General features: G+C 45.7%; 20 protein-coding genes and 1 tRNA gene. 8 read left to right on the top strand and 13 right to left on the bottom strand.

Annotated elements, in window-relative coordinates; genetic code table 11:
• Positions 1–81: 81 nt before the first annotated feature.
• Positions 82–198 (top strand): transposase, encoded by a 117-nt coding sequence (locus QUA42_RS05545; RefSeq protein ID WP_445301293.1) that lies wholly within the window; start codon positions 82–84, stop codon positions 196–198.
• A gap of 166 nt (positions 199–364) precedes the next feature.
• Here QUA42_RS05545 and QUA42_RS05550 read toward each other — a convergent pair whose 3' ends face one another.
• On the bottom strand, positions 365–2,326 hold the full coding sequence (locus tag QUA42_RS05550) for a S9 family peptidase (RefSeq protein WP_333135830.1): 1,962 nt from the start codon (positions 2,324–2,326) through the stop codon (positions 365–367).
• A gap of 79 nt (positions 2,327–2,405) precedes the next feature.
• On the opposite strand from QUA42_RS05550, the gene QUA42_RS05555 reads away from it, so the two are divergent.
• The 3 genes from QUA42_RS05555 to QUA42_RS05565 all read left to right on the top strand — a co-directional run bounded on the left by QUA42_RS05555 (position 2,406) and on the right by QUA42_RS05565 (position 5,355).
• On the top strand, positions 2,406–3,329 hold the full coding sequence (locus QUA42_RS05555; protein WP_333135832.1) for a nucleoside hydrolase: 924 nt from the start codon (positions 2,406–2,408) through the stop codon (positions 3,327–3,329).
• 162 nt (positions 3,330–3,491) lie between these two features.
• On the top strand, positions 3,492–4,850 hold the full coding sequence (locus tag QUA42_RS05560) for a DUF3370 domain-containing protein (protein ID WP_333135834.1): 1,359 nt from the start codon (positions 3,492–3,494) through the stop codon (positions 4,848–4,850).
• A 121-nt stretch (positions 4,851–4,971) separates the two neighbouring features.
• Positions 4,972–5,355 carry a VanZ family protein gene (locus QUA42_RS05565; protein ID WP_333135836.1) on the top strand — a complete coding sequence of 128 codons (384 nt, stop codon included), beginning with the start codon at positions 4,972–4,974 and terminating at the stop codon, positions 5,353–5,355.
• Positions 5,356–5,636: 281 nt separating this feature from the next.
• Here the strand turns inward: QUA42_RS05565 and QUA42_RS05570 are convergent, their stop codons facing one another.
• The 3 genes from QUA42_RS05570 to QUA42_RS05580 are packed head-to-tail and all read right to left on the bottom strand — an operon-like array spanning position 5,637 to position 8,119.
• Complete coding sequence (locus tag QUA42_RS05570; protein WP_333135838.1) at positions 5,637–7,235, bottom strand: DUF4335 domain-containing protein; 1,599 nt, start codon at positions 7,233–7,235, stop codon at positions 5,637–5,639.
• A 59-nt stretch (positions 7,236–7,294) separates the two neighbouring features.
• Complete coding sequence (locus QUA42_RS05575; RefSeq protein WP_333044296.1) at positions 7,295–7,900, bottom strand: DUF3038 domain-containing protein; 606 nt, start codon at positions 7,898–7,900, stop codon at positions 7,295–7,297.
• Between the two features lie 18 nt (positions 7,901–7,918).
• Positions 7,919–8,119, bottom strand: coding sequence for a hypothetical protein (locus tag QUA42_RS05580; protein ID WP_333135840.1), 201 nt, complete (start codon positions 8,117–8,119; stop codon positions 7,919–7,921).
• A gap of 166 nt (positions 8,120–8,285) precedes the next feature.
• Between QUA42_RS05580 and QUA42_RS05585 the strand changes: the two genes are divergently transcribed.
• Positions 8,286–8,498, top strand: coding sequence for a helix-turn-helix transcriptional regulator (locus tag QUA42_RS05585; RefSeq protein ID WP_333135842.1), 213 nt, complete (start codon positions 8,286–8,288; stop codon positions 8,496–8,498).
• Positions 8,488–8,679, top strand: coding sequence for a hypothetical protein (locus QUA42_RS05590; protein WP_333135844.1), 192 nt, complete (start codon positions 8,488–8,490; stop codon positions 8,677–8,679). Before QUA42_RS05585 ends, QUA42_RS05590 begins: the two co-directional genes overlap by 11 nt.
• A gap of 295 nt (positions 8,680–8,974) precedes the next feature.
• Here QUA42_RS05590 and QUA42_RS05595 read toward each other — a convergent pair whose 3' ends face one another.
• The 3 genes from QUA42_RS05595 to QUA42_RS05605 form a co-directional block, all read right to left on the bottom strand.
• Positions 8,975–9,691: a hypothetical protein gene (locus QUA42_RS05595; protein ID WP_333135846.1), complete on the bottom strand. Its 717-nt coding sequence runs from the start codon at positions 9,689–9,691 to the stop codon at positions 8,975–8,977.
• A gap of 36 nt (positions 9,692–9,727) precedes the next feature.
• Positions 9,728–9,797, bottom strand: a tRNA-OTHER gene (locus QUA42_RS05600).
• 492 nt (positions 9,798–10,289) lie between these two features.
• Entirely contained in the window at positions 10,290–11,231 is a 942-nt protein-coding gene (locus tag QUA42_RS05605) for a site-specific DNA-methyltransferase (RefSeq protein WP_333135848.1), read from the bottom strand.
• Between the two features lie 201 nt (positions 11,232–11,432).
• Here QUA42_RS05605 and QUA42_RS05610 point away from each other — a divergent pair, with 201 nt between their 5' ends.
• On the top strand, positions 11,433–11,720 hold the full coding sequence (locus tag QUA42_RS05610) for a transposase (RefSeq protein ID WP_333136117.1): 288 nt from the start codon (positions 11,433–11,435) through the stop codon (positions 11,718–11,720).
• Positions 11,721–11,726: 6 nt separating this feature from the next.
• Here the strand turns inward: QUA42_RS05610 and QUA42_RS05615 are convergent, their stop codons facing one another.
• From QUA42_RS05615 to QUA42_RS05625, 3 genes are all read right to left on the bottom strand, one after another.
• Positions 11,727–12,530, bottom strand: coding sequence for a hypothetical protein (locus tag QUA42_RS05615; protein ID WP_015176537.1), 804 nt, complete (start codon positions 12,528–12,530; stop codon positions 11,727–11,729).
• Between the two features lie 39 nt (positions 12,531–12,569).
• On the bottom strand, positions 12,570–12,815 hold the full coding sequence (locus QUA42_RS05620; protein ID WP_333135851.1) for a hypothetical protein: 246 nt from the start codon (positions 12,813–12,815) through the stop codon (positions 12,570–12,572).
• A gap of 165 nt (positions 12,816–12,980) precedes the next feature.
• Complete coding sequence (locus QUA42_RS05625) at positions 12,981–15,683, bottom strand: endonuclease MutS2 (RefSeq protein ID WP_333136119.1); 2,703 nt, start codon at positions 15,681–15,683, stop codon at positions 12,981–12,983.
• Positions 15,684–16,147: 464 nt separating this feature from the next.
• Between QUA42_RS05625 and QUA42_RS05630 the strand changes: the two genes are divergently transcribed.
• A complete protein-coding gene (locus QUA42_RS05630) occupies positions 16,148–17,395 on the top strand; it encodes a response regulator (RefSeq protein WP_333135853.1) in 1,248 nt (415 codons plus the stop codon).
• Positions 17,396–17,676: 281 nt separating this feature from the next.
• On the opposite strand, the gene thrB is transcribed toward QUA42_RS05630, so the two are convergent.
• The 3 genes from thrB to QUA42_RS05645 all read right to left on the bottom strand — a co-directional run bounded on the left by thrB (position 17,677) and on the right by QUA42_RS05645 (position 19,785).
• A complete protein-coding gene (thrB, locus tag QUA42_RS05635) occupies positions 17,677–18,633 on the bottom strand; it encodes a homoserine kinase (RefSeq protein WP_333135855.1) in 957 nt (318 codons plus the stop codon).
• Between the two features lie 90 nt (positions 18,634–18,723).
• The gene (locus QUA42_RS05640; protein ID WP_333135856.1) at positions 18,724–19,215 is read right to left on the bottom strand and encodes a tetratricopeptide repeat protein; all 492 of its coding nucleotides are present in this window, start codon (positions 19,213–19,215) and stop codon (positions 18,724–18,726) included.
• Positions 19,216–19,218: 3 nt separating this feature from the next.
• Positions 19,219–19,785, bottom strand: a complete 567-nt coding sequence (locus tag QUA42_RS05645; protein WP_333135858.1) for a Uma2 family endonuclease — start codon at positions 19,783–19,785, stop codon at positions 19,219–19,221.
• Positions 19,786–19,945: the final 160 nt, after the last annotated feature.

The following is a 19,945-nucleotide window of genomic DNA, read 5'->3' on the forward strand; positions in this document are numbered from 1 at the left end:
TATTCATTTTTTTTGTCATAATCAAGTATTGCATATAATTGTACCGTACTCATGATAATGATTTAGGATTGCTATAATGGGATAGTAGAGGGAATTAATACTAAATTACAGCTATTAAAAAGGTGTGGTTTGGGAGTTAGAAATTTGATAAATTTTGAAATACGGGCATTACTTTTTTGGCATTTTCCTAAAAAATGAGCAGCGGTAAGTAAGGAAGAGCCAAAATTTATAGCTGTATTGCCTTTAAACGTGTGACAATAAACAGCAAAATTTGTGAAGTAAATCACATTTAAAATTGGCAAATTATGATAAAGCTTGCAGGTGCGTTTTAGGGAAGACCGAGCAACTGCAAACTTGATGTTTTCTAAAGATTGAAAATCACCACTTCCTCCACAGGTTCAGCCAACTCAAACTTAAACACCCGGGAATAGAAATAGAATTCGCCGTCAAGAGTTCTTTTGATATTTTCAGCGCGGCGAAAACCGTGGTGTTCCCCTTCATAAGCAACATAAGCAACCGGCAAACCTTTAGCTTTCAATATCTCTACCATCATTTCTGCTTGATTGGGAGGAACCACTTTATCTTCTAATCCTTGAAAAAAGATAACCGGACAAGATAAACGTTCGGCGGAATGAATGGGCGAACGAGCCACATACAAATCTTTTCTTTCAGGATAAGGCCCGATCAATCCATCCAGATACCGCGCTTCAAACTTGTGAGTATCCGTGGCCAAAGCTTCCAAATCGCTAACTCCATAATAGCTCGCACCCGCTTTAAACACATCGCGGAAAGTAAGAGCGCACAGAGTAGTGTACCCCCCTGCGCTGCCTCCGGCTATCGCCATTCTTTCGCCATCAACTAAACCTTTTAGAGCTAAATATTTAGCACCGTTAGCGCAGTCGTCAACATCGACAATTCCCCAACTATCTTGCAGTCTTTTTCTGTATTCTCGGCCGTAACCAGTGCTGCCGCCGTAATTAACATCGAGCACGGCAAAACCGCGACTCGTCCAATATTGAATTTTCAAATTCATGCTGCTAGAAGTAGCAGCAGTGGGGCCGCCGTGACTTTTGACAACAAGCGGCGGTTTTTCACCCGCAGGCCCTGCGAAATCTTGATTTTTCGGAGGATAGAAGAAACCGAAAGCAGTCAAATTGTTTTCCGTGGGGAATTCAATTGGTTCCGGTACAGAAAGATAACCCGTATTGATGCTTAACTTGCTCGATTGGCGCAAGATTTCGAGTTTATTTGTTGCTAGATTTAGTTGTACAATAGCAGTAGATTCAGTCGGCGAACCTGCCAAAAAAACAACAGTTTCTCCCTGCCCTGTGACAGACGAAATATCAGTGTAAGGCGTCTCAATTGTTGTCAACTGCTTAGTCGTTAAATCGAGACTCGCTAAATGCCACTTGCCTTGCTGAGTGTAGGTGCAAATAATTTTGCTTGCCGAGACAATGGCATAAGTAGACATTCCAAAAACCCACTGAGGAAGTCCGAATTCAGCCGCCATTTCGCACAAGCTGGTTTCTATCTCTGCTTCCCCCCTTAACAAGGAGGGATTGAGGGGGGTTCTAGATTGCCAGCGGTAGAAATTCCACCAGTTAGACTTGTCAGAAACAAAATACAAAACTCCATCGGGCGACCATTCAGGTTGAAAAATCGACTCATCAACCCCGCCAGCAACTAAGTATTTTTCCCCTAAAGAACCGTTAGCATTAATTTCTGCCACCCACAATTCTGTGCCATCCCACGGCATATTTGGATGGTTCCAACAAATCCAGGAAAGTAGAGAACCGTCTGGACTCAAACGAGGGGAAGCATAAAAATCATTGCCCTGAGTTAAAATTTGAATATCTGCGCCGTTATCTAAATTAATGCTAACAATAGTATTGACAGGTTCGCCCTCACCTGCATGGTCTTCGCGCACGCAAATCAGGCGATTTCTTTGCTTGTCAACTATCGCATCTGCATAGCGAGAATTAGCAGTAGGTGTCAGAGGTTCTGGTTGAGAATTTAATCTTTGAGTATAAATACGTTGGTCGGCAAAATGAGAAAAATAGACAACACCGCCAGCAACTGCAAAAGCAGCGCCGCCGTATTCGTTAACGCGAGTGCGAACATTAAAAGGATGCGGTGTCACGTCGCTAATTGTACCGTCAGGAGTGCGCCGCACGAGGACGCTTCTTCCTGCTTCCGAAGGTCTTCCCTCAACCCAATAAATATCATCGCCGTCAATAGCAATTTGTCCGAGTCCGACAGTTCCAGAAACAATTAAATCGGAAGAAATAGGCGATTTCCAAGAGCCGTAAGGTGATACTTTATTCATATAGTTGAGGCAGTTGTGTTTCTCGCACAAAAAAATTAATATTTGTACTTTACACTACTTCAGTCACTGGGGAAGCAAAATGTCAAAAAAACTCGTACTCATGGATCACGACGGTGCAGTTGACGACTATCTCTCAGTCGTGTTGCTAATGACAATGGAGGAAGTCGAAACTCTGGGAGTAATTGTAACTCCTGCGGACTGCTACATTCAACCGGCTGTGAGTGCAACGCGCAAAATCCTCGATTTGATGGGGCGTTCAGAAGTTCCGGTGGCGGCGAGTACGGTGCGGGGACTCAACCCATTTCCGGTGTTATTTCGACGAGATTCCTTTGCAGTCGATCGACTTCCCATTCTAAATGAAAAAGGAACCATTGACACGCCGTTAATATCAGAACCCGGACAAAACTTTATGGTGCGAGTTTTGCGGGATGCCGCCGCACCAGTCACATTAATGGTAACGGGGCCGTTAACAACAGTAGCGCAAGCTTTAGATATCGCCCCAGAAATTGAAAGCAAAATTCAAGAAATTGTCTGGATGGGAGGCGCGCTAAATGTTATGGGCAATGTTAGCAAAGATATGGAACCCGGACAAGATATGTCGGCGGAATGGAATGCTTACTGGGACCCGATAGCAATCGAGAGAATTTGGCAAACCAAAATTCCCGTTGTCATGTGTCCTTTAGATATCACTAATAATGTACCGCTGACTGTTGAATTTTCCAATCTCTTAGCAAAACAGCGCAAATATCCAATTTCCGACTTAGCAGGACAGTGTTATGCCCTAGCAATATCTCAAGATTACTATTTTTGGGACATTTTGGCAACCGCTTATTTAGCGCATCCCGAATTTTACCAACTGCGAGAATGGGAAACAGAAATTATTACCGAAGGCATCAGTCAAGGACGCACAAAAGTTAAAACGGGAGGGCGAAAAATTCAAGCAATGGATCAAGTAGACACCGCCAAATTTTACAATTACATATTACAACAGTGGGCTAGGTAAAAATCACCATATCTGCTATGGACGAGTGCGCCAAATCTCCGTAAAAAATCCGCCCTGACGCGAAGATTTACCTCCTCTTCTCTTCTCTCTCTTTCTCTGCCCAATCTGCGCCCTCTGCGGTTAACAAAAAAATCTCATCTACCAAGTGCAAAACATCAAAAAATGCTGCCAGTTCTATCAATTATCCCCTTAGCCCAAACCCCTCCCGCACCTCAAGAAATACTTCAGATTCAAGAAGTGCGACCTCTCCCCGGACAGTTAGACAACATACCAGTATTTAACAGCAACAGTCCAGAAGTAGTGCTGCAAGAAGGAATTTTGCTTTCGACATTTCCCCCGGATGGTAAAAGATTTCCGGCTGCACATTTAAACTTTCCGTTTCAAGGACGTTTCGACATATTTGCCCACCACATAGCCCGCGCACCTTCCCCGGAAGATTTGCGAACATTGTATCAAGGAGTAATTGTTTATAATCCGGGCAATAAACCTGTAACATTAGATATATTGCAAGCTGCGAGTTATCTCAGTCAACCCGATGCACCTTTTATTGAATTGCCGCCACAAGTCGATAATTCAAACAGTAATATTTACGCGGGGCCGGGAAGTCGCGCTGTGAATGATATTCTCAGAGGAAGGAGACAGTCAGAGTTTGGGCCGGGGTTAATTATTCCACCGGGAAAAAGCGAACTGTTGATGAATCATCCGATACCGGTGCGGGGATTGGTACCGCCCCTAAACGGTCGATCGACCTTGATGCGGTTACGCAGCGATGGTATAGTCTATGTTGCCAGTCTGGCGATGTTTGCCCGACTTGACCCAGAGGAAAACGGACAGGGAAACGAGCGATCGCCCAACTTAGCAGAATGGCAAAACTTATTAGACAATGGTAATATAGCCGGGCCGCGCGATCGAGTTCCCACACCGCCAGAAATCACCGAAGGTCAACTAATTTACGGCCGAGTTGCCGGTGTAGCATTAGGTTCAGAATGGCGAGCACTTCTCTCAGACAACCGGGAAACATCAAACCTAGCAATTCCCCAACCCGGAACAGCATATTCCTACCCATTAAGCAGCCTCCCGCGCGGAATGCTGGGAACAAATCAAGTGCAAAGTGCGAGGATGTTAGTCCGCTACCCAGATACAGCATACCGCGCCCACGGCAATTACGGAATTCAATACAGTCTCAGCTTGCCGCTGTACAATTCTACCACCAACAACCAAACTGTAACTGTCGCCATTCAAACTCCAATTAAGACAGACAAATTAACTTCAGGAGGACTTAGTTTTTTAGAACCTCCGGCACCTCAAACTTTTTTTAGGGGAACGGTCAGAGTGCGCTATACTGATGACAATAAAGTGCCTCAAACTCGGTACGTGCATTTAGTGCAGCGGCGCGGACAGCAGGGGGAACCTTTGGTAAAATTAGAGATGAAATCAGGAGAAAAGCGACTTGTAGAAGTGGATTTTATTTATCCGCCCGATTCGTCGCCGCCACAAGTTTTGACAGTGAAAACCAATTAAATTTTAGCGGCTGCTACGGGTAGGCAGACGCCTATAAAGACAATGCGTAATTAACGAGATGTGTTTTTATTTTTGCGCTGCGCGGAATTGATTTGTCTCTAGTTGCTATCGGCAAAAAAAGATGAACTTATCAAAAAATTTCTGGATTGTTGCTTGTTTTGTGTACGTTTTAATTCTTCTCAGTATCATGCTTTTAGCAGGTACGGGGAAATTAGTCAACTTTCCTCTAGCTCATCCGCCTTATGACAAAATCGGCCACTTTATTTTGTACGGAATAGCATCTTTTCTGTGCCATAGAGCAACTGGCAAAAAAAATATCAATTTGTTGAATTTTTCAATTCCTTTCGGACCCGCAATTTTTACCATGTTCACTGCTGCGGAAGAAATGCTGCAAGGGATTTTACCCAATCGCAGTGCTAGTATTGAAGATTTTTTATTTAGTTTTGGGGGGATTGCAGTTTTTTATTGGATTGGAGAAGTTTGGGATAGAAAAAAAGGGCATTGATGATATAGAAGGAAGAAGGAAGAAGGAAAAAGGAAGAAGGAAAAAGGAAGAAAGAAGAAGGAAGTTTCTAGAGTGCACAATGCGAACCTGTTGACGAGTGTCAGCCACTTTTTTTACTGGTGGCTTTGCGCGCACGGGTAAAGAAATATTTGCAGCACAAAGCGGAGCAAATGTCAATACGCTGGCTGCTGTGGCCGCCGTTAAAAATTAATTTTTTTTGAACTTGTTTAAGATTAGCAATTAACCGGGATTTCCCATCTCGACAATGTGTTTGAGAGCGTTTAATCACTCTCTTCCAAAAAGGTTTGTACTCGACCGTTCGGTCGCAAAACAACTCGAATTTTCGGGTTTTTGCCATTAGAAACGGCAGAAACAAACGGCTCGCCGGCTAATGGCATATTAATTTGCTCGATATAATCTGCTGCTGCTTTTCCCATCGGCACAATATTTTGAACTGACCCATTTTCATCGATCAGCACGCTGTATTCCAAAGTTTGTTCCATTCCTTCTGGAGGCTTCCAGCGTTCCTCAAAGTAAGTTCTAGCTTCTGAAACTTGAGGAATTGTATCAAATAAAGTGCGGTTTTTTTGACTCGCCGCGGCCTGGTTGTTGTCCTCGGGTTCGGCTGGGGGTTGAGCATCCTCAAGAGGTGGGAGTTGGGTACTGGCTGGGGGGACAATCGGCTCGATGGGGCGGGGGGAGGGTTGCGGCGGGGGAACGGGAAATCGGGAAGCAGACAGGGAGGGCGGCAGGGGGGGCGGTACGGCGGGAGCTAGTCTCGGCGGTAGGGGGGGCAGCACGTAGGGTACTGGTGCGGGTGCTTGGGGGGCGGAAATGGGCGGTTCTTCGGGGGCGGGAATTGTGATTGTTTGCCCTTGAGGGAAAGCTGGGGCGCTCTGTGGGGCGCTGGCTGCGCTGCCGTTGGGGGGAAATAGCAGGGGTGGCTGCTGGATGGGGCTGGGTCTGTTGCTGGGGGTATTTGGGGCGAGGGCGATGGGAGGTAAGCTGGGGCTGGGGGAGGTGGCGGTGTTGATGGGTGGGGGCGGCAGGGGCGGTAAACCGGGTGTGGCTGAGGGTTTTGGTGCGGGAGGTGTTGGTAGGGCGGGAACTGGACTGGGGGAGACGCCTGCAGCTAGCTGGGGGTTTCCTGGAGCGGGGGCGGGAGCGGGGGCTGTGGCGGTTTGCGGGGAGGTGGCGGATCGATCGAGCATTTTGATAATTCCTGTCGTCAGACCCGCGCTGGCGACCATCATTGCTGCCACCTTAAGCCAGGGTGAGGACAGCGGCCGTCGGGGTTCGCGGTTGAGGTTGGGAAGCGCCATCACTTCGGCGGCGCAGTCATCTAGTGCTGTGGCCAAGTCAAACAGTTGCAGGGTGCTCAAGGGAACTACTGGCCCGGATTCTGCGGCGCTCAAAGAGCCTAAAAACAAGTTGTGGGCAAGCAAGCCGCGGGGTTCTAAGCGGGGGGGAACCGGAAGGTAGGAAGGGTTCGGGGCGGGGGTTGGGATAGAGTAGGGGTTGGAAGTTGCTAGTTCGGAAGTGTTGACGGCTCGATCGAATAGGACGGCGTTAGGCGCGGCTTGTGGCGAGTCTGGCCCTGCTGCGGTACGAGCGGTTTGAGAGTTAAGGTTGCTTTCCCAATCGCGGGATTCGCCGAGGAAGTTTTGGACGTAGGTGCTAACAGCTTCGTGGAGGGTTTCGAGTTGAATTCGATCGCCCCTGAGAGTAACGTGTTCGGTATCTGGCAGCCTGGGGTCGTCGAGTCGCAGCTCGAAACTTAAAGATTTAAACACCGGTTGGCCCGCCCAGCGAGATAGAGGCGAACTTTTGGCTGTAATTTGCAGCGTGCAAGTGGGGGGCGTGTACCGTTTGAGAACCATAGCAGAAAGTCTGTTGACTGTTGACTGTTGACCGTTGACTGTTGACCGTTGACTGTTGTTTAATTTTTAGCACGGTCTAGAAGAGCCAGCCAGAGGCGGCGGTGGCCGCCGGGACTGCTGTAAAACAGCAAATCGATCAGGAGTTTGAGGGCTAAATCAGTTAGTTCTCGCGCCGATAAATTTTCTGCATCTTCCATGCGCGAGCCATAAGTGTTGCTGAACCTGTCAATATAATCTCCCAGCAAAGCGATGGTGTGAGGTTCGCGGTTTTGCTCTGCCATTTGTTCGAGCAAAGCAACAGCCCGGCGGATTAAAGCTTGGTGCTGTTTTGCCAAATGACAGCTTATCAAAACGAGCGATCGAGCTTCCTCCACATCAAGTTTTTTGCGGCCTCCGTGGCCTTTCCGCAGCGGGTTAGATTGGCGCAGCCGCCACAAAGCTACCCGATCGGCTACCATTGGCTCTAAATTCAGTTCGGCTGCTACCTTGAGCATCGCCTCTGAGCCAATTTCTGCCAGTGCTTCTAGGGCTAACAGCACCAAATCCAGTTGGGCTTTAATGTTGTCCAACTGGGTAGGTTCTGGTGCTTTTTGGGTCAATTCTTCCCAGTTGGGAGATGGGCCCGTTTCGTTTGTGGGAGCGGAGGACTTTACGGTCGAGCGCATGGCTTCAGCACGGGAAATTTAAGACAGGTTGAGGCAGGATATCAAACAGTATGCAGTGATTAAAGCTTTGCGGCCTGTGGGCAACAGCACATCTGTTAATTTTTCTCCATAGCTCGTTGCTTTGATTCCGGCAATCCTATCTGCTGGACGGAGTTGCGGGTGAAAAGTTGCGGCTTCAAGTTCGATCAAGCGCAATCCGCAAAACCCATAGATTTTCACCCCTAACCATCCTACGCCACACAGTGACCGAAATCAAATCAGTGCTTTGAAACTATTGGGACTTATATCAATGCCAAGATCCTAGCGCTCTCGAATGCTACTTATAGTCTGTCGCTACTTATAGTCTGTCAGATTATATTTGTCATTGCTTCATCTGGCGCGATCTATGGATATTACGGAGCAATTTGGTAAAAAAGTTAGACATTTCAGAAAGCTCAGAAATCTTTCCCAAGATCGGCTTGCAGAACTATCTGAATTACATCGCACCTATATTGGCTCAGTGGAACGAGGTGAAAGGAATATAACACTGCTTAATGCCAGCAAAATAGCCAAAGCATTATCCGTTAGTCTAGCTGAACTGGTAAGTGATGATGACTGAAAGAAAACTAGAGCAAATTTTAGCAAGATACCAAAATTCATTTATCGAAAAAGTTTATGCAGAAGAGAATGAAGAACACGATATTTTAAGGGATGTGTTTGGTATCTCTCCCATAATAAAAAAAGAAAATAAGCAATATTGGGGACGCAAGCTAGGGCGTCGGTTCGGTATTGGGAGTTGACACAAGCGGCATAGTATGTATGTTGATTTAGACCTTAGCCCGGCGTTGCATAAGGACAAAAAATGGTTGGCGATCGCCGCGATCTACTGTCGCCCTCATGCTTCGCCCTACATAATATATATTTCGTTCTTTTTGTCAAAATATTCTACTGTACCCACACTCTAGTGCCTACTTAGGATTGAGCAGTATAACGTCGCGCTTCACCAGCCGCAGACTGGCTCCGCTCAAAACCACTATAATTGGGCGGCCTGGTGCGAGCGCATTGTTAACCTGGAGCTTATTATCAGAGAGATTTCTACGTACCATTCTTTACACATGAAACATTTTTCTTGCGATTTCGGAGAGTAGCTAGTTTTGAATCGATATTCCAAGAACTTCTTTTACTTAACAATTCCTGCAACTTTGTATCATGCTGCCAGAAAAATCGAAAATGACCACGATCAGGAGACTGCAACAAATCTCGCACAATAAATCCAATAACTTGTTGAATTTGAAACAACAAGTCGATCTTTACATAATCTAATTCGTTTAATTGGTTTGTTAGATCAGCATTCTGTGCAGTGTGTTCTCTATTTAGCGCAACAGACCATTGACCATGAGCAATCTTATTCCTCAGTAAGGAATTGGGAATTATACATTCTTCAATAACCTTAATTAGACGAGCTTCTTTTTCTCGAACCTGTACATCATCTCCAGGAACTTTTGCAAAAGCACATTTGATTAAAGCTTTCCATCCCTCACCCATACCCAGTCGATTCTTAGCGTCCTTTATACTATTTACCTGCGAATCTGATAAAGTATCGGGTGTATGTATTACTTGCATGAACTGAGCTTCAGACCATGCTGCAAACAGCAATACGTAGGAAAAAGTTAAAGTAATTAGAACTGGTTGTTCGCCTTTTAAAAGGGCAGTGTTAAGAACACGCAAAAGTTGCTTACGATGCCCATAAAAACCTTTACTGACATTCTCTGTTTCAAGCGAAAAAATTGTATCACGAGTAATCGTATTCACTTTATAACGACGATCGTAAAATATAATGAATGTAAGTGGGGGGGATGGGAATTGAACCCACGTCTCTTCGGAAAACCGAAGCGTGCTAACCTTGCTGCACCACCCCATGAAGTAACAAACATCTCTATTTTAGCATCATGAATAAAAAATGTAAAATAGTTGTCAAAAAATTGAACACTATCTTATAATCGTATCGCAATTACGGTACAATAATGAATGTAGTCTAACAATACCGCAGATATAGGATATATGTCAACTCCTTCTGACTCCCCAACTGAAACGTGCAAAGCATATTGCAGTAGTTTTCAGCCAGCATTTAAAGTGGGAAGCGATGAGCCGTGCGATGTGATTGTTGATGGGTACGCAATAGATACAAAATATCGTATTGGCTCCGGAGATTCTGGAACACTGAAAAAGTTCAAATCTTATGGCCCACTACTTCGTACTTATAATTACGAACCCGTATTTTTAATTCTTAGACAAGATAATTGGCCCGCAGCTATTACAGCGTGCCAAGTAGGGACTTGGAAAGTTTACACTGGGGAGGATTCGTTTGAGTTCATAAAAACAATAAGCGGGTTTGATTTAAAGTCATTTCTTATTGAAAAAGTGGGAGAATTCCCTGTATACCGCTGAAACTATCAAGGCGCTTGTTGATAATCTCTATATAGTCAGGTACTATTTCAATGCCAATATACCTAATGCCAAATTCTTGCGCCGCCAGCAATGTGGTTCCCGATCCTGCGAAAGGATCGATTAGAATAGAATTTTCCAAACGCGGTACAAATATTTCGACCAGCTTTCTCATGAGAGCGATTGGTTTAACTGTGCAATGGACGTTAAACTCCTCGGTTTTCTCACGCTGTATACCTTCTAAAATATTTGACTGAAAACCACCGAACTGATCTTTAGTATAAAATAGACCAGTACCATACTCCTGTAGAGTTTCCAAGTAATTATTTACCAGTGGTTTTTGAAGTACGCAGATTGCTTCCCATTCGTTCCTCAGACAACTGTGCCAACCATCCCATTGTTCAGGATTTTCATATCCTTTCTTCTCTAACTGTTGTTTGATATTGACACCTTTAGGGATACCACTCGATCTTTTATAAACAAGAATATCTCTCGCATAGAAACCAGCACTTTCCAGTGCAACTTGTACGTGAGCAACAGTCCGTGTGCTATTGAAAACTAAAACTGTCGCACCCGGTTTGCAGATACGAAAAAGCTGCTCACCCCACTCAAAGCACCACTTTTCATAATCCAGAGTGTTGTTCCGATTCCTTTGATACCATTTTTCGTTTCTGACTCCACCTGCTAAACCACTGCCATAGGGAATGTTTTTAACAAGGGTTTTATTTCCCTTGCCATTGACTCTTTCAATACGCCTTTGAATTTCTGAGTCATCCCATTTATGACCAATAAATTCATAATTATAAGGTGGGTCAGTGATACACACAGAAATATAATTTTCTGGCAATGTCTTCATCACTTCACGACAGTCGCCAACCAAAACTTCATTTGAGGGAGTTTTTTTCATTAGTCAGGCAGTTACTAAAGTGGTAAATCAACTCTTAATTATGCCACATTTGCAGTATAGTACCCATTCCAGTTGCCTCAGTACGATGATGCGGTCTATCTCTTAGGCCTCTTTGTCACCCCTCCAGTATTTTTGGATGAAACTGGTATTCTACGCTCGTTTGAGTAGAACTTATGCCCGCTCCCAGCACGGGACAAGAGTATACAAAAAAAAGCATTCTATCGGGGTGCCAAAGTCACAGCTATTGGCGCAATTAGTATGAATAAAGTGTTGGCATTGATGACAATGAATGATTCAATGGATGGACAGGCATTTGCTATATTTATTCAGCATTTTTTATGTCCTCAATTATGGGAAGGAGCGGTAGTAGTAATGGATAATTTACCCGCCCATAAATTAGCATCAATCAAAGGGGCAACTTCCCCTGAGATGATCAGCGGCTGTGCTGCCTTTTTAACTGCTGCTGACATCCTTGAATCTTCCTTTTAGTGGAGATTATCGAACAGCTTGAAGTGTTCTTTTCCCTCCCGGAATATCGCTGTTAACAACATAAAAATCTTGCGGATAAATCCACTGGGTGCCCAGGGGACCGTGAATTTGAATGCCGGTCATAACGGCATAGGTAAAAATAGATCGATCCAGGGTATCTAAAAGATGTTCGACATCCTCAGAAATAATTCGAGATGCCAATTTTGTAATTTCTATTAAATCGGGTTTATCTCCATAGGTAATGGTTGAAAGAATTTTTTGCCGAATAATTGTTTGTTCAATATCCTGCATATCCATTTCTAGCTTTAGGTGCCCCGCTGCCAACTCTTCAACAATCGCTTCTAATGCTCCACAGGCATGGGAAGCTTTTTGAATACCATCTCGATAAACCATGCCAATATCGCCATGTCTAGAAATAGCGATGTGGGGCATGGCATAAAAGGTAAAACGACGGATGCCATCAACTATAGGGGTATGGTCTGTCGCAGAAGCTAACCCAGTTTTGCCCATCATCACAAATCCAGCTAAGCTGCAACAATTAAAGGTTTTCCCCCAGTATCGAATTACTTCGGCGAATAGGGGTTCGGCGATTTCATCTCGACAAATTGCTATCATTCCCATCGTATTTTCATCACAAAAACCGTAGGTACTCAAGCTTTGGAACGTCTTTCTCATGTACTTGCTCATGGGTAATGCCCCTGGAAAGTGAGTAGTGAGCATTTGATGAAAAGCTGGAAACACATTAGGATCATAACCATTTAGTGTTTGGGGGATAGTTTCGCTAAGCTGATTGATAGGATTCTGGGTCATCTTTTCGCTACTCTTAATTAACTGGTGAGATCCTTCACTTTAAACTGTTAACGGTTGCACGAATTCCTTGACAGGTGCTTCACGGTCATCTGGCTGCTGCACCCGAATCAGCCACCCTTCGGCTTGGGAGTAGTTATCTTTTTGCACTTGTTTAATAGCTTGTTTGAAGTTCAACTGTACGCCCCAAACATCGCTCGTGAAGCGCTTTTCTTGCTTCATTTTGTCGAAGAACCCGACGGCTTCGGGGTGAGATAAACCACCTTCGGTTTTAGCAATAGAGAGCATTACGTCATTAGTCAGGCAGTTACTAAAGTGGTAAATCAACTCTTAATTATGCCACATTTGCAGTATAATCCATTCCGGTTGCATCAGTATGATATGTTCGTTGCGACTTGTTTGGCTGCATACAAATATATAATTACGAGTCAACCGGAAATGCGTAAATTTTGATTATTTCAAATAAACCACCGTCACACCTGCACCTCCTTCTTTTTGACTGGCGAGTTCAAAGCGGGAAACCTGCGGGTGATTCGCGAGGAACTCGTGAACGCCGCGCCGCAACTGTCCCGTACCTTTGCCGTGAATTATCCACAGAACTCCGTATTCCACGGCTTTGGAAAGAGCTCTGTCTATTTCGATTTCTGCGTCAGAGACTCTCGCACCCCGCAGGTCGATCGAATTATTAGCAGTGCGAATGGCGATTTCGGGATTGGGTTTTGCAGGTTCCGACGCTGCTTGCTTAGCTTTAGCGGTAGCGAGTGCTTGTGCTTGGGCTGCAACCTTGGCTAATTGAGCTTTAGTTTCCGGTTTTTGACCGTCTAGGGATTCAATTTCTCCCAGTTTGACAGTCATTTTCATAATCCCAAACCGAACGCTCAACTCTTCGTTAGCGTCGGGGCCGCTGAGGACTTCGGCGGTTTGGCCCAAGCTGGGAATGCGGATGCGATCGCCCACTTTCGGCATAAAACTCGGTTTGGGTTTAGCCGGTTGTTGGCGAGAGGGCAGGTGTTTTTCAGAAATTTGATTTAAGGTTTCTGTAGCTTGTTGGGCATTTTGAGCCGTCTGGTTGCCCGACTGCAAGCGACGAATGATTTGAGCAATTTCTGATTTTGCCGACCCTATCGCCTCATTTACTGCCACTTCCTGAGCTATTTTTAGTTCTCGCTCCCGCTCTTGCAAAGCGGCTGCTTTTTGAGAAACTTCTCTGTGCAGTTTTTCGGTTTGGTGTAGCAGTTGAGTTGCTTCTCTGGCCTTTGTTTCCTGTTTCCGGCGCTGTGCTTCGAGTCCAGCAATCACTTGATTAACATCTTGAGAGGCTCCCCCGACATAGGTTTGAGCTTCTTCGACTATGGATGCTAGCAAACCGAGTCTTTGGGCAATGGTGAGGGCGTTGGAACGTCCGGGAATTCCCCACAGCAAGCGATAGGTTGGCTGCATGGAATTGTCGTCAAATTCTACTGAGGCATTTTCAAAGCGGGAGTCTTGATATTTGAGGGCTTTGAGTTCGCCAAAGTGAGTAGTTGCAACTGTTAATAGGGAATGTTGGGCGAGGTATTTCAAAAGGGCGATCGCCAATGCACTGCCTTCTGAGGGGTCTGTCCCCGCTCCTACTTCGTCTAACAAAACTAAAGATTTGGGGATTGGTAATTCGGAATTGGTAATTGGGCTTTGGGGTTGGGGAATTTGTAATTTAGGTTTGAGAATTGGGAGAGTAGAAACAGCGTTTTGTGTATCTGTGACTTCGTGGTCTTGCTGTTGGGAATTAGTAATTGGAAGGTTTGAATTTTCTTCCCCTTCAGCCTGCGATTTATTGTGTAAAACTTCTAAAATGCGGCTGATGCGGCGGATATGGCCGGAGAAAGTAGACAAACTTTGCTGCAAAGATTGTTCGTCACCAATATCGGCCAAAATATTGTCGAACCAAGGCAATTCTACGGGTTCGCGGGCGGCAACAAACATTCCGGCTTTCGCCATTAAAGCTGCCAAGCCCAAGGTTTTGAGGGTGACAGTTTTGCCGCCAGTGTTGGGGCCGGTGATGGCGACGACGCGGATGTGCGGCGCGATCGTTAAATCGACCGGCACCACTGGAAAGCCTTGCTCGTGCTGTTGCTGCCAAACTAATAAAGGATGGCGCAACTGGCGGAGGGTAATTTGCGATCGCAGGTTGCGAATTAATAATTGACTGTGTTCTGAGTTTTCCTCATCTTCTTTTTCCTCTTTTTCCTCATCTTCTGTTTCGGGATTTTTTGGTGCTAATTCTGGCTCTCCCAATTCGATAAATTTCGGCGGATTTGCTTGCAACCAAAAACTATAACGCGCTTTAGCGACCGCTAAATCTAAAGTTGTAACTACCACCACCAATCTGTCTAAATCGGGTTTTACTGCTGCGACTTGCTCGGTGAGGGCGCGGCGGACTGCTTCTTCTTCGGCTTGTTCTTGCCTGAGCAACTGCCGCATTTGGTTGTTAAGATTGACTGTGCTGTGGGGTTCTACGTAAAGTGTCGCGCCGCTAGCCGAGGAGTCGTGAACGATGCCCGGTATGGCATCTTTTTGGGGAGCTTTGACTGGAATGACAAAGCGTCCGCTTCTTTGGGTAATTAGCTGTTCTTGTACGGCGTTGGATTGGCGCTGCAAAATCCCCTGCAATATTTGATAAATGCGATCGCGCAACTGTCGCATTTGAACTCTAATTCCTGCTAATTTAGGAGTGGCTCTGTCTGCTACTTGAGCGCGATCGTCTATACAGCGATGGATTTCTTGCTCTAGTTCGGGATAAGTCCGCAATTGGGATGCAAGCTCTTGGAGCGTCGGCACATCTGCCTGAGAGTCAATTATCCGGCGCAATTGCCTTGCTCCGGCGAGGGTAGTAGCAATTGCCAGCAATTCTTCGCCGCTGAGCAAACCTTGCAGTTCGGCTCGCTGCAGCGAAGTGCCGATGTCTTGGATTCCTTCAAAACTCAAAGCACCGCCAGCGCGGCTCTCTAACTGATAAGCTTCCTGAGTTTGGGCTAGTAGTTCTGCTGTTTGAGCTTGAGTTGCCGGGATTGGGAGGTCGAGGGCGGCGGCGACGCCGAGTTTGGTGGCCGCGAAGGTAGCCAAGTGCTGACACAGGCGCGGCCATTCTAATAGTTCTAGTGTTTCGGCTTGAATCAAAGTTGAGGTGGTGTTGGTAATTGGCATTCTCAGGCGCTGACCGAGAAGGTGAATTTAACGAGACTATTAATTGATTTTAAAGTTTTTTATTGTTTCCTGGCGCAACTTGAGAAAGTATCTGCGATCGCCCTCAGCAGTCTTTCGGCAGAAAGCTCTGATGTACATTAATTACGAAGGATAAAATTTGCATTTTTGCATTACAGTCTAAAATTATACCTTCTAGTGATACCAGTCCCCAAAAAATATGCAACTGTAGGCAAGCTCCCAACTATTATTATACAGTAAGTCATTCCCAATTTTTTACTCTTAGATATAAAATCTAAAATGGTATGAGCTATTTTCGGTTTTGAGGGAGCGGGCATCGGTTGTTTTTTGATGTAATTGAACTATTTGGGAATTTTAAATCTGTCAGCGCAATTCTGGCGGTTGTATCCTAAAAAGTAATTTGTGGAGATTATAGAAGTATGGCAAAGATTCTGGCGATCGTCGCGGATACTGTGACTTTTCAAGTGGTGCAAGAGTTACTCGGCCAAGAGGGACATCAGGTGAGAGTCGTTTCCGACGACAAAGAGGGTTTAGACTTGGCGAGGGAAGTGTCCCCCGATGCGATAATTTGCGACGGGACTTCGCCTCAAATCAACTTTTTGGAGGTGTGCCGGCTGCTGAAGGCCGATCGAGAATTGGCGGCCGCCTATTTTATTCTGCTGACAACAGCCGAGCAATTTGATGAAATTCAAGAATTGGATGCGCCCTTTGACGATTTTCTGTTTAAACCCATAGTTAAGCAGGAATTGTTGGCGCGGGTGCGCGCTTCTAAGCAATCGCGCGAGTTGAGGGCGCAGTTGGCTCTCACCCAGCAAGAATTGCAACTGTCGCGCGATCGAATGCTGCAAACTGAAAAAATGTCTAGTTTGGGCGAATTGGTATCAGGGATAGCCCACGAAATTAACAACCCAATTACTTTTATTTACAGCAATCTAACTCACGTCCAAAGTTACGCTGCCGATTTAATTGAACTGCTGCGATTGTATCAACAAGAGCTAGTCGAACCCGGAGCTGAAATTCAGCAAAAACAACAAGATATGGATGTCGAATTCGTACTCGACGATTTATTAAAAATTGTGAGTTCCATGCGTACCGGGAGCGATCGCATCCGCCAAATAATCTTGTCGCTACAGGATTTTTCCCGCAGCGATCGATCGGGCTGGCAGTTATTCGATGTTTCCGACGGTTTAGAAAATACTCTGTTGTTGTTGCAGCACCGCTTGCCGGCTCGCGAGGGAAGGCGAGACATCAAAGTGATGAAAGAATTCGGCAATTTGCCACAGATTGAGTGTTACGCAGGTCTGCTCAATCAAGCTTTTCTGAATATCATCAATCACGCGATCGATGTTTTGGAAGAGTCTGCTCAAGAGTTGGCAGAGTTGGAATCACTCAAATTTAAGCCTGTAATTTTGATTAGCACTCAGGTAGTCGATGCTGATCGAATTTCTATTGAGATTGCTGATAACGACATGGCAATTAGCAAAGATATCACAGCGCAACTTTCTGAACCATTTTTGGTAGCCCAACCTGCGGAACCACCCATATACTCTGGACTTGCTCTCAGCTATCAGATAATTGTAGAGCAGCACAAAGGAGAGTTAAGGTGTTTTTCGGAACCCGGTAAAGGTACTAAAATTTACATAGAAATTCCCCTGCGTCACAGCTAATTAATACTATTTACCGTTGGTGGGGCGGGTTTTTGAGATTGTTTGTTTTAGCCTGAGATTATGGTCAATCCGCCCCTACAATGACTGCACTTTTTTAAGGTAAAATTTTGTAGAGGGAATGGCAGAAGTTATCGAAAAGAGACTTGAGTTGATATTCAAGAGATTTGAAGGAGAGAGGAAGAGAATAGAAATATGAATAATTCCATCGAGAGGGGCAACCACGGGAGATTGCCCCTACAAAACACGGTTATGTAGATGTTGTGTGTGTAGGATTGGAATAACTAAAGGGAGACTTGCGCGCCTTGAGTATCGAGGCCGATCGCACGCACCTCAGCCTTTACCCCAAATTCCATCCAAGCAGCCGCCATCGCTTTCTCAACCGCAACAGCGTTAGCCACATCCGTTAAAGCTAAAAGCGTTGGCCCGGCACCGCTAATTACCATTTCATAGGCCCCTGCATTCAGGGCAGCTTGTTGCACCCCTTCATATCCCTTAATCAGAGATTGCCGGTAAGGCTGGTGAATTTTGTCTTGGAGGGCGCAGCGCAGCCAGTTTTCATTGCCACTTTCCAAAGCGCGCACTAGCAAACCGAGGTGTGCAGCATTAAAAATCGCGTCAGCTTTACTGTAATCTGCTGGCAAAACTTTGCGGGCTTCGGCTGTAGACAGTTCAAAATCGGGGATGGCTACCACGGGCACAATATTCGGATGCCAGGGAATATCGCAAATCTCCCAGGAACCCCCTCCTTGCCCCCCCTTGCTAAGGGGGGGTGCATTGCTAGCAGCGAGGCGACAACCTCCCAATAAAGCGGGGACAACGTTGTCTGGATGTCCTTCAAGTTCGATCGCCAATTGCATCACTTCCACTTGACTCAAAGGCGCACCGGCTAACTCATTTGCACCGACTAACCCACCGACAATAGCTGTGGCGGAACTCCCCAAACCTCTAGCCAGCGGCACTTGCATATCTATATGTATCGCTACAGAGGGCGGCGATTGGTTGAGGCGATCGTATAACTTGAGAAAAGCTTGATAAGCGAGATTGCTGTCGTCTGTCTTGACTTTGGTGGCTTCTTGACCCGTAACGGTAATTTTTAGTTTCTCGGTTGCTGAGGGTTCGAGTCGGGAGAATTGGAAGCGGTTGTAGAGGCTTAAAGCGGCGCCTATGCAGTCGAATCCGGGGCCCAGGTTGGCGGTTGTGGCGGGTACGGTGACGGTGACAGTGGAAGTTTCGGGCATTTTTTGAATAGTTAATTTGGAGTGTTTAGCCGCAGATGAATGCGGATTAACGCCGAGCGCAGGATATTATACTATGTTTTCAAAAGCCATTTATTCTTGCAGCATTTCAATGTGCTTGATGGCATCTTGATAATCGTTGGTGTTGCCATCTTTTTGATAGAGTTCGGCTGCTTTCTGATAATCGGCGATCGCCCCCGGTTTGTCTTCTAAGAACTCGCGGACTCGGGCGCGATTGTAGTAAGCGTCGCCGTAGTTGGGGTTGATTTCAATTGCGCGATCGAAATCTGCTTTAGCTGCTGGATAGTCTTTGAGATTGCGGCCGCGGATGATGCCGCGTTTGTTGTAGGCTTTGGCATAGTTGGGGTTGAGGCGGATGGCTTCGGTGTAATCGGCGATCGCCCCTTGAATGTCTCCTGCCTCTGATTTGGCTAAAGCACTATTGAATAAATCTTCAGCAGGATTTTGAACAATCGTTTTTTGAGCTATTAATATTGCGGAGGATTTAGCACAGACAGGGGATATATTACCAAAGATAGTAAAGATTACTAGAGTAGCAATTAAATTGTAAAAGGATGATTTCATAATTTAGGCAAAAATTTGAGCGATAGAACAACTAAAACCGGGCAACAAAGGCGAAGTTAGTGCATCATTGCTCAACAGCGTAGCCATGAGCCTTAAACTTACTTGTTCCCTGCGATAAACTTCTATTTGCTGCAATTGCCAATTCACAACCCAGTATTCCTGCACTCCTCGCACTGAATAGAGTCTGAGTTTTAAATCTCGATCGCGTCTCTGATTGTCTGCACCGGGGGACAATACTTCAACAATTAACTCGGGTGCGGCAGTTAAATGGCCTGCTTCGTCTAGCAAGATAGCTAAGCGTTCATTGCTCGCCCAAACTACATCAGGTATGACATTATCAGCATCACTGAAAATAAGGCCTGGATTGATGGCGGCTCGTCCCAAACCACTAGACATCGACCAAGTATCAAGGCAAGAAAAAAATCTGCCACAAGTCTGTTGATGCCCCCAATGCGGTGCTCTAGTCATAAAGAGCTCCCCATCAATAATTTCGTAACGATCGCCGTTATCGGGCAATAGTTCTAAATCGGCGGTAGTCCAGCGTACTTTATCAGATATTGTCTGGCTCATACAAACACTCTTGATAGGTGATAGAAACATTCTAAACGATCGAGCTTCTACACGATCCACAGCTTGAAACAATCGGCATATACTGACTTTCGTTTTTTGCAGGCGAGACTCAGAATATTGAAACCCGCCTTGGCGCGGGTTTCGTTTTTATAGAGGCGAT

Origin of the sequence: Microcoleus sp. Pol11C2 (assembly GCF_036701505.1) — a bacterium.
GTDB lineage: Bacteria > Cyanobacteriota > Cyanobacteriia > Cyanobacteriales > Microcoleaceae > Microcoleus.

Excerpts from the sequence above, each read along its gene's own strand:
- QUA42_RS05570 (WP_333135838.1), bottom strand. The coding sequence starts at position 7,235 with ATGGTTCTCAAACGGTACACGCCCCCCACTTGCACGCTGCAAATTACA.
- QUA42_RS05630 (WP_333135853.1), top strand. The coding sequence starts at position 16,148 with ATGGCAAAGATTCTGGCGATCGTCGCGGATACTGTGACTTTTCAAGTG.
- QUA42_RS05575 (WP_333044296.1), bottom strand. The coding sequence starts at position 7,900 with ATGCGCTCGACCGTAAAGTCCTCCGCTCCCACAAACGAAACGGGCCCA.
- QUA42_RS05605 (WP_333135848.1), bottom strand. The coding sequence starts at position 11,231 with ATGAAAAAAACTCCCTCAAATGAAGTTTTGGTTGGCGACTGTCGTGAA.
- QUA42_RS05565 (WP_333135836.1), top strand. The coding sequence starts at position 4,972 with ATGAACTTATCAAAAAATTTCTGGATTGTTGCTTGTTTTGTGTACGTT.
- QUA42_RS05585 (WP_333135842.1), top strand. The coding sequence starts at position 8,286 with ATGGATATTACGGAGCAATTTGGTAAAAAAGTTAGACATTTCAGAAAG.
- QUA42_RS05590 (WP_333135844.1), top strand. The coding sequence starts at position 8,488 with ATGATGACTGAAAGAAAACTAGAGCAAATTTTAGCAAGATACCAAAAT.
- QUA42_RS05640 (WP_333135856.1), bottom strand. The coding sequence starts at position 19,215 with ATGAAATCATCCTTTTACAATTTAATTGCTACTCTAGTAATCTTTACT.
- QUA42_RS05620 (WP_333135851.1), bottom strand. The coding sequence starts at position 12,815 with ATGCTCTCTATTGCTAAAACCGAAGGTGGTTTATCTCACCCCGAAGCC.
- QUA42_RS05550 (WP_333135830.1), bottom strand. The coding sequence starts at position 2,326 with ATGAATAAAGTATCACCTTACGGCTCTTGGAAATCGCCTATTTCTTCC.
- QUA42_RS05555 (WP_333135832.1), top strand. The coding sequence starts at position 2,406 with ATGTCAAAAAAACTCGTACTCATGGATCACGACGGTGCAGTTGACGAC.
- thrB (WP_333135855.1), bottom strand. The coding sequence starts at position 18,633 with ATGCCCGAAACTTCCACTGTCACCGTCACCGTACCCGCCACAACCGCC.
- QUA42_RS05615 (WP_015176537.1), bottom strand. The coding sequence starts at position 12,530 with ATGACCCAGAATCCTATCAATCAGCTTAGCGAAACTATCCCCCAAACA.
- QUA42_RS05645 (WP_333135858.1), bottom strand. The coding sequence starts at position 19,785 with ATGAGCCAGACAATATCTGATAAAGTACGCTGGACTACCGCCGATTTA.
- QUA42_RS05560 (WP_333135834.1), top strand. The coding sequence starts at position 3,492 with ATGCTGCCAGTTCTATCAATTATCCCCTTAGCCCAAACCCCTCCCGCA.